The sequence below is a fragment of the Streptococcus oralis genome, from assembly GCF_001075675.1.
In the GTDB taxonomy this organism is placed as follows: Bacteria; Bacillota; Bacilli; order Lactobacillales; family Streptococcaceae; genus Streptococcus; species Streptococcus oralis_V.
Map to the genome: position 1 here is coordinate 61,401 of NZ_JUNW01000033.1, position 16,325 is coordinate 77,725.

At 43.3% G+C, this 16,325-nt stretch carries 15 protein-coding genes; all 15 read left to right on the plus strand.

Annotated elements, in window-relative coordinates:
• The first annotated feature begins 98 nt into the window (after nucleotides 1–98).
• Nucleotides 99–572 carry a transcriptional regulator NrdR gene (nrdR, locus tag ADM50_RS04495; protein ID WP_001203676.1) on the plus strand — a complete coding sequence of 158 codons (474 nt, stop codon included), beginning with the start codon at nucleotides 99–101 and terminating at the stop codon, nucleotides 570–572.
• Nucleotides 573–1,736: a DnaD domain protein gene (locus ADM50_RS04500; protein WP_049484676.1), complete on the plus strand. Its 1,164-nt coding sequence runs from the start codon at nucleotides 573–575 to the stop codon at nucleotides 1,734–1,736. It begins immediately after the preceding gene.
• On the plus strand, nucleotides 1,737–2,633 hold the full coding sequence (gene dnaI / locus ADM50_RS04505; RefSeq protein ID WP_000446492.1) for a primosomal protein DnaI: 897 nt from the start codon (nucleotides 1,737–1,739) through the stop codon (nucleotides 2,631–2,633).
• On the plus strand, nucleotides 2,630–3,343 hold the full coding sequence (locus tag ADM50_RS04510) for an NADPH-dependent oxidoreductase (RefSeq protein WP_049484677.1): 714 nt from the start codon (nucleotides 2,630–2,632) through the stop codon (nucleotides 3,341–3,343). The genes dnaI and ADM50_RS04510 overlap by 4 nt, the downstream gene beginning before the upstream one ends.
• Before the next feature lie 13 nt (nucleotides 3,344–3,356).
• Complete coding sequence (der, locus tag ADM50_RS04515) at nucleotides 3,357–4,667, plus strand: ribosome biogenesis GTPase Der (RefSeq protein ID WP_001207688.1); 1,311 nt, start codon at nucleotides 3,357–3,359, stop codon at nucleotides 4,665–4,667.
• A gap of 227 nt (nucleotides 4,668–4,894) precedes the next feature.
• On the plus strand, nucleotides 4,895–5,746 hold the full coding sequence (locus ADM50_RS04520; protein WP_049484678.1) for a TPM domain-containing protein: 852 nt from the start codon (nucleotides 4,895–4,897) through the stop codon (nucleotides 5,744–5,746).
• A gap of 157 nt (nucleotides 5,747–5,903) precedes the next feature.
• Nucleotides 5,904–6,500 (plus strand): LemA family protein, encoded by a 597-nt coding sequence (locus tag ADM50_RS04525; protein ID WP_000812473.1) that lies wholly within the window; start codon nucleotides 5,904–5,906, stop codon nucleotides 6,498–6,500.
• Between the two features lie 132 nt (nucleotides 6,501–6,632).
• Nucleotides 6,633–6,923: a hypothetical protein gene (locus tag ADM50_RS09715; protein WP_049484679.1), complete on the plus strand. Its 291-nt coding sequence runs from the start codon at nucleotides 6,633–6,635 to the stop codon at nucleotides 6,921–6,923.
• 143 nt (nucleotides 6,924–7,066) lie between these two features.
• On the plus strand, nucleotides 7,067–7,843 hold the full coding sequence (locus ADM50_RS04535; RefSeq protein WP_049484680.1) for a DNA alkylation repair protein: 777 nt from the start codon (nucleotides 7,067–7,069) through the stop codon (nucleotides 7,841–7,843).
• 108 nt (nucleotides 7,844–7,951) lie between these two features.
• Nucleotides 7,952–10,465, plus strand: a complete 2,514-nt coding sequence (secA, locus tag ADM50_RS04540) for a preprotein translocase subunit SecA (RefSeq protein ID WP_001284118.1) — start codon at nucleotides 7,952–7,954, stop codon at nucleotides 10,463–10,465.
• A gap of 79 nt (nucleotides 10,466–10,544) precedes the next feature.
• Entirely contained in the window at nucleotides 10,545–11,576 is a 1,032-nt protein-coding gene (locus tag ADM50_RS04545) for a 3-deoxy-7-phosphoheptulonate synthase (RefSeq protein ID WP_000231311.1), read from the plus strand.
• Nucleotide 11,577: 1 nt separating this feature from the next.
• Nucleotides 11,578–12,609 (plus strand): 3-deoxy-7-phosphoheptulonate synthase, encoded by a 1,032-nt coding sequence (locus tag ADM50_RS04550; RefSeq protein ID WP_000864035.1) that lies wholly within the window; start codon nucleotides 11,578–11,580, stop codon nucleotides 12,607–12,609.
• A gap of 44 nt (nucleotides 12,610–12,653) precedes the next feature.
• The gene (gene acpS, locus ADM50_RS04555; RefSeq protein ID WP_049484681.1) at nucleotides 12,654–13,016 is read left to right on the plus strand and encodes a holo-ACP synthase; all 363 of its coding nucleotides are present in this window, start codon (nucleotides 12,654–12,656) and stop codon (nucleotides 13,014–13,016) included.
• The gene (alr, locus tag ADM50_RS04560; RefSeq protein WP_049484682.1) at nucleotides 13,006–14,109 is read left to right on the plus strand and encodes an alanine racemase; all 1,104 of its coding nucleotides are present in this window, start codon (nucleotides 13,006–13,008) and stop codon (nucleotides 14,107–14,109) included. The genes acpS and alr overlap by 11 nt, the downstream gene beginning before the upstream one ends.
• The gene (recG, locus tag ADM50_RS04565) at nucleotides 14,100–16,142 is read left to right on the plus strand and encodes an ATP-dependent DNA helicase RecG (RefSeq protein ID WP_275043641.1); all 2,043 of its coding nucleotides are present in this window, start codon (nucleotides 14,100–14,102) and stop codon (nucleotides 16,140–16,142) included. The genes alr and recG overlap by 10 nt, the downstream gene beginning before the upstream one ends.
• The last annotated feature ends 183 nt before the right edge of the window (nucleotides 16,143–16,325 follow it).

Sequence of the window (16,325 nt, forward strand, 5' to 3'; positions counted from 1 at the left end):
ACAATAAAACAAAAAACTTGTCAAGTAAAAATAAGAATTGTTTTGGGAATTGCTCAAAAAATGGTATAATGAAAAGAAAACGACAAGGAGGGAAAAGCATGCGTTGTCCAAAATGTGGGGCTACCAAGTCTAGTGTTGTTGATAGTCGACAAGCCGAAGAAGGAAATACCATCCGTCGAAGACGTGAGTGCGATGAGTGTCAGCATCGTTTTACAACCTATGAACGAGTAGAAGAAAGAACACTGGTTGTTGTCAAAAAAGACGGTACGCGAGAGCAGTTTTCGAGAGATAAAATATTTAATGGGATTATCCGCTCAGCCCAGAAACGCCCTGTTTCGAGTGATGAAATCGGCATGGTGGTCAATCGTATCGAGCAAAAACTCCGTAGTCGCAGTGAGAATGAGATCCAAAGTGAATACATTGGTTCTTTAGTCATGGAAGAATTGGCAGAGCTGGATGAGATTACCTATGTTCGTTTTGCCAGTGTTTACCGTAGTTTTAAGGATGTGAGTGAGTTGGAGAGTCTGCTCCAGCAAATCACCCAGTCCTCTAAAAAGAAAAAGGAAAAATAGATGAAGCCAAATGACCGTTTTTCTTTTCTAAAGAATAATCGGGTGTCGCAAGATACCTCCTCTCTGGTGCAGTGCTACCTCCCGATTATCGGTCAGGAGGCACTGAGCCTCTATCTATACGCCATTACCTTTTGGGATGGTGGGCAAAAGGAACACCTCCTTTCCCACATCCTCAACCACTTAAACTTTGGCATGCCGACCTTGCTTCAAGCCTTTAAAGTCTTGTCTGCCTTGGATTTGTTGACCCTTTATCAAAAGGGGGAGGTCTATGAATTACAGCTTCATTCTCCCCTTTCCAGTCAGGAATTTCTAAGTCATTCTGTCTATAGCAGATTATTAGAGAAAAAGATTGGGGATACAGCTGTTTCTGCTATGAAGCAGGCTCCAAGTGAGGGAGAAGCACTCTCTGTTTCTTTGATCCAAGTCTTTCCAACCCTGATCGAAGAAGTGACCCCAAGCGAGTCTAAAAGCAAGTTAAAAAACGATTTTGATTTGGACCATTTCCAGCGCCTGATGGCTCGAGATGGCTTGCGTTTTGAAAATGAGCAAACGGATGTTTTGGAATTGTTTGCCATCGCAGATGAAAAAAAATGGACCTGGTTTGAAACCTATCAATTAGCCAAGGCGACAGCGGTGGCTCAGGTTATTTCAGTCAAACGCATGCGTGAAAAGATAGCACAAAAACCAGCGACTTCTGACTTTAGCCCCAAAGAAATGACCATTATCAGAGAAGCCAAAAATAAAACTCCCCTGGAATTTTTAGCCGAAATCAAACAAACACGTAAAGGAAACATCACCCAAAGTGAAAGAGAACTTCTTCACCAGATGGCGTCTTTAGGCTTGTTGGACGAAGTCATCAATATCGTCTTACTTCTAACCTTTAACAAGGTTGATTCGGCTAATGTCAATGAAAAATATGCCATGAAGGTCGCAAATGACTATGCTTATCAAAAAATTCGGACAGCAGAAGAGGCTGTGCTTCGGATTCGAGAGCGTCAGCAAAAAGGGCAAGAAGACCAAAAATCGAAAACTAGCTCGACTAAGACAAATGTTCCTAAGTGGAGTAATCCAGAATACAAGAATCAAACCAGTGAGGAAACTCGTCTGGAACTAGAACGCAAAAAACAAGAAATGTTAGCCAGATTAGAAGAAGGAGGAGACTAGATGGAAAGTGTGGGTGACGTTATTAAACGTCAGACAAGTCGTTTTCAGTATCAGGACCTAGTCCAGCAGATTATGAAAGACCCAGATGTAGCGGCTTTTATCCAGAAAGAATCCCTCAGCCAAGAGGAGTTAAATCGTAGCATCTCCAAGTTCAACCAATATATCACAGAACGGGATAAGTTTCTTCGTGGGGATGCTGACTATATAGCTCGTGGCTACAAGCCTATCTTGGTCATGAATCACGGCTACGCAGATGTATCTTATGAAGAAACACCAGAACTAATCGCGGCTGAAAAAGAGGCGGCCATCAAGAATCGTCTCAAGTTGATCAATCTACCAGCAAGTCTCAAGAAAGCGAAATTGGCTCAGATTGACCTAGATGACTTAGGACGTTTGCCGATTTTTGAGAGACTCTATGCCTTTGTTGACCTTTACCCAAGTATCCGAAAAGGCCTCTATCTTTACGGAGATTTTGGTGTCGGTAAGAGTTTCATGATGGCAGCCCTGGCTCACGACTTATCTGAAAAACGTGGTGCTTCAACAACCATTCTCCACTATCCAAGTTTTGTCATTGATGTAAAAAATGCCATCGGTGAAGGATCTGTGAAGACCTTGGTGGATGAGATCAAGTTAGCAGAAGTCTTGGTATTGGATGATATTGGTGCAGAGCAGTCTACCCCTTGGGTGCGTGATGAGATTCTCCAAGTTATTCTCCAGTATCGCATGCAGGAAGATTTGCCGACCTTCTTTACTTCCAACTTTAATTTCCAAGATTTGGAAAAACATTTTGCCAAAGGAAAGAATGGAAATGATGAGACTTGGGAAGCTAGACGGGTTATGGAACGAATCCGTTATTTGGCTGAGGAAACAAGACTAGAAGGAGAAAATCGCCGATGACAGAAACCATTAAACTGATGAAAGCTCATACTTCAGTTCGTCGTTTTAAGGAGCAAGAGATTCCTCAAGAGCACTTAAATGAAATCTTGACTGCTGGACAAATGGCGTCATCTTGGAAAAATTTCCAATCTTACTCTGTGATTCTTGTGCGCAGTCAAGAGAAGAAAGACGGCTTATATGAATTGGTTCCTCAGGAAGCCATTCGCCAGTCAGCTGCATTCTTGCTCTTTGTTGGTGACCTAAACCGTGCAGAAAAAGGATCAAGCCTCCATACGGACACTTTCCAGCCCCAAGGAGTGGAAGGTCTCCTCATCACCTCTGTGGACGCTGCGCTTGCTGGGCAAAATACCTTGCTTGCGGCTGAGAGTCTGGGATATGGTGGTGTGATTATCGGTTTGGTCCGTTACAAGTCAGAAGAAGTGGCAGAGCTTTTTAACTTGCCTGACTATACCTACCCTGTTTTTGGGATTGCCCTTGGCGTGCCAAATCAACAACATGATGTCAAACCAAGACTGCCTTTGAACCAAGTGGTATTTGAAGAAGAATACCAAGAACAGCCAGTTGAAGCGATTTTGGACTATGACCAGGTACAGGCAGACTATGCTGGTGCGCGTGCGACAACCTCTTGGAGTCAGCGTTTGGCAGAGCAGTTTGGTCAAGCCGAACCTAGTTCAACTCGGAAGAATCTAGAACAGAAAAAGTTATTGTAGAAAGTGAGAAAACATGGCCTTACCAACTATTGCCATTGTGGGACGTCCCAATGTTGGGAAATCAACCCTATTTAATCGGATCGCTGGTGAGCGGATCTCAATCGTAGAAGATGTCGAGGGTGTGACACGTGACCGTATCTATGCAACGGGTGAGTGGCTCAACCGTTCTTTCAGTATGATTGATACTGGAGGGATTGACGACGTCGACGCTCCCTTTATGGAGCAAATCAAACACCAGGCAGAAATTGCCATGGAAGAAGCAGACGTCATCGTCTTTGTAGTGTCTGGTAAAGAAGGAATCACAGATGCGGACGAGTACGTAGCTCGCAAACTCTATAAAACCCATAAGCCTGTTATCCTAGCAGTTAACAAGGTTGACAATCCTGAGATGCGAAATGATATCTTTGATTTCTATGCACTAGGCTTAGGTGAACCGTTGCCAATTTCGTCTGTCCACGGTATTGGTACGGGTGATGTACTGGATGCCATCGTGGAAAATCTACCACATGAAGTCGAAGAAGAAAATCCAGATGTCATTAAATTCAGCCTAATTGGTCGTCCAAACGTTGGAAAATCAAGTTTGATCAACGCCATTTTGGGCGAAGACCGCGTGATTGCTAGTCCAGTAGCTGGAACAACGCGTGATGCCATTGATACCCATTTTACAGATACGGATGGTCAAGAGTTTACCATGATTGATACAGCTGGTATGCGTAAGTCTGGTAAAGTTTATGAAAATACGGAGAAATATTCTGTCATGCGTGCCATGCGTGCCATTGACCGTTCTGACGTGGTCTTGATGGTCCTCAATGCCGAAGAAGGTATCCGTGAGTACGACAAACGTATCGCAGGTTTTGCCCATGAAGCCGGTAAAGGGATGATCATCGTGGTCAACAAGTGGGATACTCTTGAGAAAGACAACCACACCATGAAAAAATGGGAAGAGGATATCCGTGAGCAGTTCCAATATCTGCCTTACGCACCGATTGTCTTTGTATCAGCTTTGACCAAGCAACGTCTCCATAAACTGCCTGAGATGATCAAGCAAATTAGCGAGAGTCAAAACACTCGGATTCCATCAGCAGTCTTGAACGATGTGATTATGGATGCCATTGCCATCAATCCAACACCGACAGACAAAGGGAAACGCCTCAAGATTTTCTACGCAACCCAAGTGGCAACCAAGCCACCAACCTTTGTCATCTTTGTCAACGAAGAAGAACTCATGCACTTCTCTTACCTGCGTTTCTTGGAAAATCAAATCCGCAAGGCCTTTGTCTTTGAAGGAACCCCGATTCATTTGATCGCGAGAAAACGCAAGTAAGCCTTGCATATTTTCCAATAAGAATAACTTAAAAGAAGACTAGTATGTCTTCTTTTTTCTATAAAATAGGTGAAAAAAATCCTGTCCAATCGAAGGGAAAATCTGTCATCAAAATTCAATCATTCTCCTAGCTTTTGTAACCTATTTGTAATGAAAATGCACTTTCTTTGTAAAAATCAAAATGCTATAATTCCTTAAATCAATTTTCCTTTATCAGGGAGGTTATTATGAAAAAAAGCAGATTATTTAAACATAGTTTGTTGGTTCGCTTGCTTGGATTGTTGATGGTCTTTCTCTTCTTGTCAGCATTCACAGCACCTGAAAAACCTGAGTACGGGATCTATGACCCGGATCATTATTTAACGGATGAGACTATAAGTCAGATACGAGAATTGAATAATGTCAATAGTAAAAAATCAGAAAAATTCCAAATGGGAGTTTATGTTGTAAAAAGCCTAGATGGAGAAACAATTGAAACAGTCGCCAATGAAACAGCTAGAGCTTGGAAGATTGGCTACTCGGGAGACAATCACGGTGCCTTGATTGTGGTCGCAGTCCAGGATAGAAAATCACGGATTGAAACCAGTAATAATGTGGCCAGTAAGATCACTGACTATCAGACTCACAGGTTCTTGACAACAGCACGCCCTTACTTTCAAAATGGTGACTATAATAAGGGTGTTCTCTCAATAGTCAATAATCTCAACTACATGTTCTATAGTGGATCGAGTACGACTGCTTCAAGTTCTAAAAGTAGTTACGATTATACTACCAACTCTAGTCGCTTAAGGGAACTTGAAAAGTATGCTGGTGAGAGCAGTTCTTCGAGACGTCATCGAAAAAGCAGTTCGAGTGATGGAGTTATCGGATTTGGAATTCTCATTTACTTCATCGTGATGATCATCGGATTTATATCTGGAGGTCGTGGTGGCGGTTCACACGGCGATGATTCTGGCGGTGGCTGGTGGAGCAGTGACTCATCAGATTCAGGATCCTCTTGGTCTGACTCGGGCTCCGACTCATCTGGAGGCTGGGACGGCGGTGGCTTTGATGGCGGTGGTTCGTCTGATGATTGGTGAGTGATTGTATATTGCTCAAACCGATTTCTCCATGCAGTAAGGTGACTCCTTTGCAACAGTTCACTCCTAATTTAAAAATAAAAAAACTTTGGAAATTGATTTAAAATCTGAGTATTTTCTCAGAAAAGTTGATAAAAGAAAGTGTTAAGGTTTTGATATGAAACAAAATAAAGTAATTCTCTCAATAGTGGCGATCTTTTTTGGACTACTAGTTCTGGGAAGTTGTTCCGCAGTGACGACCTATAATGGTCTGGTTGGTGAACAGACTAAAGTGGAGCAGGCTCAGGCCGATGTTTCGACAGCCCTCCAACGTCGTTCGGACTTGATTGGTAACTTGGTGGAGTCCGTTAAAGGACAAATGAATCATGAAACCGAAGTCTTTACCAAGATTGCTGATGCTAGAGCTAAAATCGGTAGTAGCTCAGTAACTTCGGAAGAAAACCAAAAGGCTCAGGGAGAATTGAGCTCTGCTCTTTCCCGCTTGATTTCCTTGACGGAAAATTATCCAGAACTCAAGAGCAATCAAAATGTTGAGCAACTAATGGTCGAACTTTCAGGAAGTGAAAATCGTATCTTTGTAGCACGCAAGGATTATAATAAAGTCGCAGCTGAGTACAATCAAAAGTTGAGAAGTTTTCCAACCGTGCTTTTTGCGAATATGATGAACTTTAAAGAAGCTGAAACCTTTAAAGAAACAGAAGAAGCCAAGACAGTTCCTAAGGTCGATTTTGGAACCTCTTCATCAAGTCAATAAAGTGAATCAGCCTATGAATAAAGTAATTTTTCTAGTATAACTAGTGATTTCAAATCCGAACCTGGAAAGCTTTTTCCAGGTTTTTTTGGTATAATAAAAGGGAAGAGACAGTGACTCAAATGGAGGTTTGCTATGGAGAAAACAAAAGCCTTTCTTGAAGCGCACTACAAGAGATATATTCTTACGATTTGCCTTCTCTGGTTCCTCATGTTTTTCCTTCCTTGGGATTGGCAAATAGGAGGAGTTTCAATTTATTATTTCCTTATGAAAAAACTCTTCGTGGTTTTTGGTGTTTTATCCATTCTATACTCCATACTGATTAAAAAGATCAGTCTCTTTATCTTTGGAGTCCTATTTTGCATGGCCTTCTGGATCAATCTCTTTTGGTATTTTGGGATACTGCCTGTATTCTTGGGAAATTAAACATTAAAAAATGAAGGACTAGACTAGTTTCTAGTCCTTTTTATTTTCTTGTCAAAATAGTTTGAAGGGTGAAAATGATTTTGTTGACGGGCTATTTGTATGATATAATAAGTTCCGTAAACAGAAGATTAAGGAATTTAAAAATGGCGAAAAAAGTAAAGGACTATTATGACTTGGCTTATGCTAGGGATTTGAGTCAACGATTGCAAGAAGCGTCCCCTGCCTTTGAGGGACAAAAATTTAGCTTGTTGCTAGAAAAAGATTTGGAAAATTTGGAGTTTAGCCAGCGTCAAGAACTCTTGGCTAAAAGTATCAAAGATTGCCTTCCCCTATCCTATCAGGACTCCCTCAAGGTTTTTGAGAAAATTTTAGGTCCTGAGCTAGAGGGTGGTTTAGGTATGTTCTCAGAAGGATATTGGCTTTGGCCAATTGGTAAATATGTAGAGCTATACGGGGACCAAGAATTTGAATTGAGCGCGGCCTTTAGTAAGGAACTCACCAAGCGGTTTACGGGAGAATTTTCCATGAGGCCCTTACTGGCTCGCTATCCTAAGGATACAATGGCTTTGCTGATAGAATGGAGTCGGGATGAAAATTTGCGCGTTCGTAGACTTGCCAGCGAGTGCATGCGTATTCGTCTGCCTTGGGCTAAGAGACAAATCGTGGTGCTAGATTATCTTGAGGAATTCACCACGATTCTGACCAATCTAAAGGATGATAGAGACAAGTCCATTCAAAAAAGCGTAGCGAACAATCTAAATGATTTATACAAGGAAGCCCCTGATAAGTTTGAAAAGATACTTCAAACTTGGCAGAAGGAGGATGTAAGTCCAAGTTGTGCCTGGATTATCAAGCACGCCTCACGAACAAAAAACAAAAAAATAGCAACAGAGGATTTATGCAAAAAAGCTGAATTTTGACTGCTCTTTTCCGTTGTAAATTAAGGATTCTTTCTTGAAAAATAATAGTAAATATGCTAAAATGAAAAGAACATTCTAAAATATTCAGAATTAAAAGTAAGGAAAATCATGGCTAATATTTTAAAAACGATTATTGAAAATGATAAAGGAGAACTTCGTCGTCTAGAAAAGATGGCTGATAAGGTTCTAAATTATGAGAGCCAAATGGCTGCAATGTCAGACGAAGAACTAAAAGCGAAAACTGACGAATTTAAAGAACGATACAACAAGGGTGAATCACTTGATTCATTGCTATATGAGGCTTTTGCGGTAGTTCGCGAAGCTGCAAAACGTGTCCTTGGGCTTTTCCCTTATAAGGTTCAGGTCATGGGTGGGATTGTTCTTCACCATGGTGACGTTCCAGAGATGCGTACCGGTGAAGGGAAAACCTTGACAGCGACCATGCCAGTGTACCTCAATGCCCTTGCAGGTAAAGGGGTTCACGTAGTTACAGTCAACGAATACCTAACAGAACGTGACGCGACTGAAATGGGTGAATTGTACTCATGGCTCGGTCTGTCAGTAGGGATCAACTTGACAGCAAAATCTCCAATGGAGAAAAAAGAAGCTTATCTTTGTGATATTACCTACTCAACCAACTCAGAGATTGGTTTCGACTACCTTCGTGATAACATGGTCGTTCGTGCAGAAAACATGGTGCAACGTCCACTCAATTATGCCTTGGTCGATGAGGTTGACTCAATTTTGATCGACGAAGCTCGTACACCATTGATCGTTTCAGGTGCCAACGCAGTTGAAACAAGCCAACTCTACCATATGGCGGACCACTTCGTGAAATCTTTGGACAAGGACGACTATATCATTGACGTTCAGTCTAAGACGATCGGTTTGTCAGATTCTGGTATTGACAAGGCTGAAAGCTACTTCAAATTAGAAAATCTCTACGACATTGAAAATGTAGCTCTTACTCACTTTATCGACAATGCCCTCCGTGCCAACTATATCATGATTCTCGATATCGACTATGTGGTTAGTGAAGAGCAGGAAATCTTGATCGTCGACCAATTTACAGGTCGTACCATGGAAGGTCGTCGTTACTCTGATGGTTTGCACCAAGCGATTGAAGCAAAAGAAGGTGTGCCAATCCAAGATGAGACCAAGACATCAGCTTCTATTACCTACCAAAACCTCTTCCGTATGTATAAGAAATTGGCAGGTATGACAGGTACTGGTAAAACAGAAGAAGAAGAATTCCGCGAAATCTACAACATTCGTGTTATCCCAATCCCAACTAACCGTCCAATTCAACGTATCGACCACTCAGACCTTCTTTATGCAAGTCTTGATGCGAAATTTAAGGCTGTAGTTGAAGATGTAAAAGCTCGTTACCAAAAAGGTCAGCCGGTCTTGGTAGGTACAGTTGCCGTTGAAACGAGTGACTTCCTTTCTAAGAAATTGGTAGCAGCAGGTGTTCCTCACGAAGTCTTGAATGCGAAGAACCACTACAGAGAAGCGCAAATCATCATGAACGCTGGTCAACGTGGTGCCGTTACCATCGCAACCAACATGGCCGGTCGTGGTACCGACATCAAGCTTGGTGAAGGAGTTCGTGAACTTGGTGGTCTTTGCGTCATTGGTACAGAGCGTCACGAAAGTCGCCGTATTGATAATCAGCTTCGTGGACGTTCAGGACGTCAAGGAGACCCAGGTGAGTCACAATTCTACTTGTCTCTTGAAGATGATTTGATGAAACGTTTCGGTTCAGAACGTTTGAAAGGTGTCTTTGAACGTCTCAATATGTCTGACGAAGCCATCGAATCTCGCATGTTAACGCGTCAAGTTGAAGCAGCTCAAAAACGTGTCGAAGGAAACAACTACGACACTCGTAAACAAGTCCTTCAATACGATGATGTTATGCGTGAACAACGTGAGATCATCTATGCACAACGTTATGATGTCATTACTGCAGATCGTGACTTGGCACCAGAAATCCATGCTATGATTCGTCGTACCATTGGACGTATCGTGGATGCACATGCACGTTCTAAGGAAGATGAAAAATTGGAAGCAATCTTGAACTTTGCTAAGTATAACTTGCTTCCAGAAGATTCAATTAGCCGTTCAGATCTTGCAGGTCTGTCAGACCAAGCTATCAAAGATGAACTTTTCCAACGTGCCTTGAAAGTCTATGACAGCCAAGTTGCTAAGCTTCGTGACGAAGATGCAGTGAAAGAATTCCAAAAAGTCTTGATTCTACGTGTTGTAGACAACAAGTGGACAGACCATATCGATGCTCTTGACCAGTTGCGAAATGCTGTTGGTCTTCGTGGATATGCTCAAAACAACCCAGTTGTAGAATATCAAGCAGAAGGTTTCCGCATGTTTAACGACATGATTGGATCGATTGAATTCGATGTGACCCGCTTGATGATGAAAGCACAAATCCATGAACAAGAACGTCCGCAAACTGAACACAATATCAGTACAACTGCGACTCGTAATATCGCAGCGCAGCAGGCAAGCCTTCCAGAAGATTTGGACTTGAGCCAAATCGGACGGAACGACCAATGCCCATGTGGATCAGGTAAGAAATTCAAGAACTGTCATGGAAAGAGACAATAATATGAGATAAGATACAGGCGGATACCTGGTAAAAATCATTTTTTGCTTGGTGTCCGTTTGCTTTATAAGGAGATGAATCATGGTATTTAAAGCTAAAAGTCCTAAAATTAACATTGAAGAAGTTCGCGCCTTGTCTAAATTAGAGGGAGCGGCTCTTGCGAGAAAAAATCAACGTGATCAGGAATTGGAAGCCATCATTCGTGGGGAAGACCAGCGTATTCTCTTGGTGATAGGACCATGTTCATCTGATAACGAAGAGGCGGTTCTCGAGTATGCCAAGCGTCTATCTGCTTTGCAAGAAGAGGTCAAAGACCGTATTTTTATGGTCATGCGTGTCTATACAGCTAAACCTCGTACCAATGGAGATGGCTATAAGGGCTTGATTCATCAACCAAATGCGACAGAAGCTCCTAGCTTGATCAATGGGATCAAGGCTGTTCGTCAGCTCCACTACCGCGTGATTACCGAGACTGGTATGACAACGGCTGATGAGATGCTCTACCCAGAAAACCTTCCTTTGGTGGATGATTTGATTTCTTATATGGCTGTTGGGGCTCGTTCAGTTGAGGACCAGCAACACCGTTTTGTAGCGAGTGGAGCAGGGTTTTCGACAGGGTTTAAAAATCCAACATCTGGAAATCTCAATGTTATGTTTAATGGGATTTATGCGGCACAAAACAAGCAGAGCTTTCTCTTCCTCGGCAAAGAGGTGGAAACGACTGGAAATCCTTTGTCTCATGCTATTCTTCGCGGTGCCTTGAATGAATACGGGAAAAACATTCCCAACTATTACTATGATAATTTAGTGGATACCATTGATCAGTATGAGAAGATGGGCTTGGAAAATCCCTTTATCATCATCGATACCAATCATGACAATTCGGGCAAGCAGTACATGGATCAAATCCGTATCGTTCGTCAGACCTTGATTAACCGTGACTGGAATGAGAAAATCAAGAAATACGTTCGTGGTTTTATGATTGAGTCCTATCTGGAAGATGGACGTCAAAATGAGCCAGAAGTTTTTGGCAAGTCTATCACGGACCCTTGTCTCGGCTGGGACAATACGGAAGCACTTGTTCGCGAAATCTACCAAACGCTAGGAGAATAAGATGGCATTTATCGAAAAAGGTCAAGAAATAGATATTGAAGCAATCAAGGCTGCAACTCAGCTGTCACCTGAAGTCTTGCGTTATAAGGAAGCACGAGATCGAGAGTTGGCAGCCATCATCTCGGGTGAGGACGACCGAATTCTTTTGGTGATGGGACCTTGCTCTTCTGACAATGAAGATGCTGTTTTGGAATATGCCCGCCGTTTAGCTGACTTGCAGAAAAAAGTTGCGGATAAAATCTTTATCGTCATGCGAGTCTATACAGCTAAACCTCGTACCAATGGAGATGGCTATAAGGGTTTGATTCATCAGCCAAATGCTAGCGAGGCTCCTAGTCTCATCAATGGTTTGCAAGCTGTTCGTCAGCTGCACTATCGTGTGATTACGGAGACGGGATTGACAACAGCTGATGAGATGCTTTATCCGTCAAATCTCGTTTTGGTTGATGATCTGGTCAGCTACCATGCTGTAGGGGCTCGTTCAGTGGAGGACCAAGAACACCGCTTTGTAGCCTCTGGGATTGATGCTCCGGTTGGGATGAAAAATCCAACATCTGGAAATCTTGGGGTCATGTTTAATGCCATCTATGCGGCTCAAAACAAGCAAACCTTCCTTTACCATGGCCAAGAAGTGGAAACTTCAGGAAATCCTTTGGCCCATGTTATTCTTCGTGGTGCCATGAACGAATATGGTAAAAATGAACCCAATTTCTACTATGAAACCCTCTTAAATGCCATCAATCGCTATGAGACTATGGGGCTTGAAAATCCCTTCATTATCATCGATACCAATCATGACAATTCTGGCAAGCAGTATATGGAACAAATTCGCATTGTTCGTCAAGCCTTGCTGAATCGTGACTGGAATGAAAAGATTAAAAAGACGGTTCGAGGCTTTATGATCGAATCTTACCTAGCTGATGGTCGTCAAAACCAACCAGAGGTCTTTGGTTGCTCCATTACCGACCCTTGTCTAGGCTGGGAAAATACAGTAGCCCTGGTAGAAGAAATTTATACTACCTTAACAAAATAAGTGAAAAGGATGGAGTTGGGGGAATCTCAGCTCCTTTTATGAGTATGATAGTTGGACACGGAATTGACATCGAAGAATTGGCTTCGATAGAAAACGCAGTTACACGGCACAATGGCTTTGCCAAGCGGGTGCTGACTACTAAGGAAATGGAGCGCTTTACCAGTCTCAAAGGGCGCAGACAAATCGAATACTTGGCAGGTCGTTGGTCGGCTAAGGAGGCTTTTTCCAAGGCTATGGGAACTGGTATTGGCAAACTGACCTTTCAGGATTTGGAAGTTTTGAACAATGAACGAGGCGCGCCTTATTTTAGTCAGGCACCATTTTCAGGAAAGATTTGGCTATCTATCAGCCATACAGATCAGTTTGTGACAGCCAGTGTCATTTTGGAGGAAAATCATGAAAGCTAGTCCACATAGACCGACCAAGGCTCTGATATATCTGGGAGCCATTCGACAAAATATCCAGCAAATGAGTGATCATATCCCTGAAGGAACGCTCAAGTGGGCAGTGGTCAAGGCCAATGCCTATGGGCATGGAGCTGTTGCCGTTGCGATGGCGATTCAGGACGATGTTGATGGATTTTGTGTTTCCAATATTGATGAAGCCATCGAACTCCGTCAGGCTGGACTCAGCAAGAAAATCCTCATTTTAGGAGTTTCTGAGATAGAAGCTATTGCTCTAGCAAAAGAATACGACATCACCTTGACTGTGGCTGGGGTGGAATGGATTCAAGCGCTCTTAGCTAGGGAGACAGATTTATCTAGCTTGACTGTCCACCTCAAGATTGACTCAGGAATGGGACGAATTGGTTTTAGAGAAGCTAGTGAGGCTGAGCAGGCTCAAACCATGCTCCAACAACACGGTGCTCGTGTTGAGGGGATTTTTACCCACTTTGCTACTGCAGATGAAGAATCAGATGCCTATTTTAATGCCCAGTTAGAATGCTTTAAAGCTATTTTGGCAAGTATGAAGGAAGTTCCAGAACTGGTTCATGCCAGTAACTCGGCAACGACCCTCTGGCATGCAGAGACTATTTTCAATGCAGTCCGTATGGGAGATGCCATGTATGGTCTCAATCCAAGTGGAGAGGTCTTGGACTTACCCTATGATTTGACACCAGCCTTGACCTTGGAGTCTGCCCTGGTTCATGTCAAGACAGTTCCAGCTGGAGCTTGCATGGGCTATGGAGCCACCTATCAAGCGGATAGTGAGCAAGTCATTGCGACGGTGCCAATCGGTTATGCGGATGGTTGGACACGAGACATGCAGAATTTCTCTGTCTTGGTAGATGGTCAAGCTTGCCCAATCGTCGGACGAGTATCTATGGACCAAATCACCATTCGTCTGCCTAAGATTTATCCGCTAGGAACAAAAGTAACCCTGATCGGCACAAACGGTGGCAAGGAAATCACAGCTACTCAGGTAGCGACTTATCGTGGAACTATTAACTATGAGGTGGTTTGCCTCCTCAGCGACCGCATTCCGAGAGAATATCATTAAAAAGAAAGGAGTGGAGCATGAATCTACACCAACCCTTGCATGTCTTACCTGGTGTGGGACCAAAGTCAGCAGAGAAATACGCCAAACTAGGAATTGAAAACTTGCAAGACCTCTTGCTCTACTTTCCTTTCCGTTACGAAGATTTCAAGACCAAGCAGGTGCTAGAGTTGGAAGATGGCGAAAAGGCTGTCCTATCTGGTCAAGTCGTGACTCCTGCCAGTGTCCAATATTATGGTTTCAAGCGCAATCGCCTGCGTTTTAGTCTCAAGCAGGGAGAAGTCGTTTTTGCGGTGAATTTTTTTAACCAACCCTATCTGGCTGATAAGATAGAGTTAGGTGCAACTCTTGCTGTCTTTGGGAAATGGGACCGTGCCAAGGCCAGTTTGACTGGGATGAAGGTTCTAGCTCAAGTGGAAGAAGACCTCCAACCTGTTTATCGTCTGGCTCAGGGAATCAGTCAGGCCAGTCTGGTTAAGGTCATTAAGACAGCCTTTGATCAGGGGTTGGACCTCTTGATAGAGGAAAATCTTCCCCAGTCTTTGCTGGATAAATACAAACTCATGTCCCGTTGCCAGGCTGTTCGCGCTATGCATTTTCCTAAGGATTTGGCAGAATACAAGCAGGCCCTTCGTCGGATCAAATTTGAGGAACTCTTTTATTTTCAAATGCAGTTGCAGTCACTCAAGTCTGAAAATAGAGTTCAGGGAAGTGGTCTGGTTCTGAATTGGTCCCAGGAAAAAGTGTCGGCTGTTAAAGAAAGTCTGCCTTTTGCCCTGACCCAAGCTCAGGAAAAGAGTTTGCAGGAAATTTTGACCGACATGAAGTCCGACCATCACATGAATCGTCTTCTGCAAGGGGATGTGGGGAGCGGAAAAACGGTGGTCGCTGGCTTAGCCATGTTTGCAGCGGTGACGGCTGGCTACCAGGCGGCTCTCATGGTTCCAACAGAAATCCTAGCAGAGCAACACTTTGAGAGTTTACAGAACCTTTTTCGAGACTTGAAACTGGCTCTCTTGACAGGTTCCTTGAAAGCTGTAGAAAAAAGAGAAGTTTTGGAGACCATTGCCAAGGGTGAGGCTGATTTGATTATCGGAACCCATGCTTTGATACAAGATGGGGTGGATTATGCTCGTCTTGGCTTGATTATCATCGATGAGCAGCACCGTTTTGGTGTGGGGCAAAGGCGTATTCTGAGAGAAAAAGGCGACAATCCTGACGTTCTCATGATGACGGCTACGCCCATTCCACGAACATTGGCTATCACGGCCTTTGGCGATATGGATGTTTCCATTATTGACCAGATGCCAGCAGGGCGGAAGCCGATTGTGACGCGCTGGATTAAGCATGAGCAGCTGCCTCAGGTCTTGACTTGGTTAGAGGGGGAAATTCAAAAAGGTTCGCAAGCCTATGTTATCTCTCCCCTGATCGAAGAATCTGAAGCTTTGGATCTGAAAAATGCTATTGCCTTATCTGAGGAGTTGACAGCTCATTTTGCCGGCAAGGCAGAGGTGTCTCTTTTACATGGGAAGATGAAGAGTGACGAAAAAGACCAAATCATGCAGGATTTCAAAGAGCAAAAAACGGATATTCTGGTTTCGACGACGGTTATCGAGGTTGGGGTCAATGTCCCTAATGCGACCGTCATGATTATCATGGATGCCGATCGGTTCGGTCTCAGCCAACTTCACCAGCTCAGAGGCCGTGTGGGTCGGGGTGACAAGCAGTCCTATGCTGTTCTTGTGGCTAATCCCAAGACGGATTCTGGGAAGGACCGCATGCGCATCATGACAGAAACGACCAATGGATTTGTCCTTGCGGAGGAAGATTTGAAAATGCGTGGTTCTGGTGAGATTTTTGGAACCAGACAGTCAGGACTTCCAGAGTTTCAAGTGGCGGATATTATCGAAGATTTTCCGATTTTAGAAGAAGCCAGAAAGGTTGCCAGCTACATTAGTTCGATAGAAGGTTGGCAAGAGGATCCAGAATGGCGCATGATTGCTCTCCATCTGGAAAAGAAAGAACATCTAGATTAATACTCTTCGAAAATCAAATTTAAACCACGTCAACGTCGCCTTGGATTATATATGTAACTGACTTCGTCAGTCTTATCTACAACCTCAAAGCAGTGCTTTGAGCAACCTGCGGCTAGTTTCCTAGTTTGCTCTTTGATTTTCATTGAGTATAAGCTTTCTCTAAGGAAAACTTAAGCTAGCTTT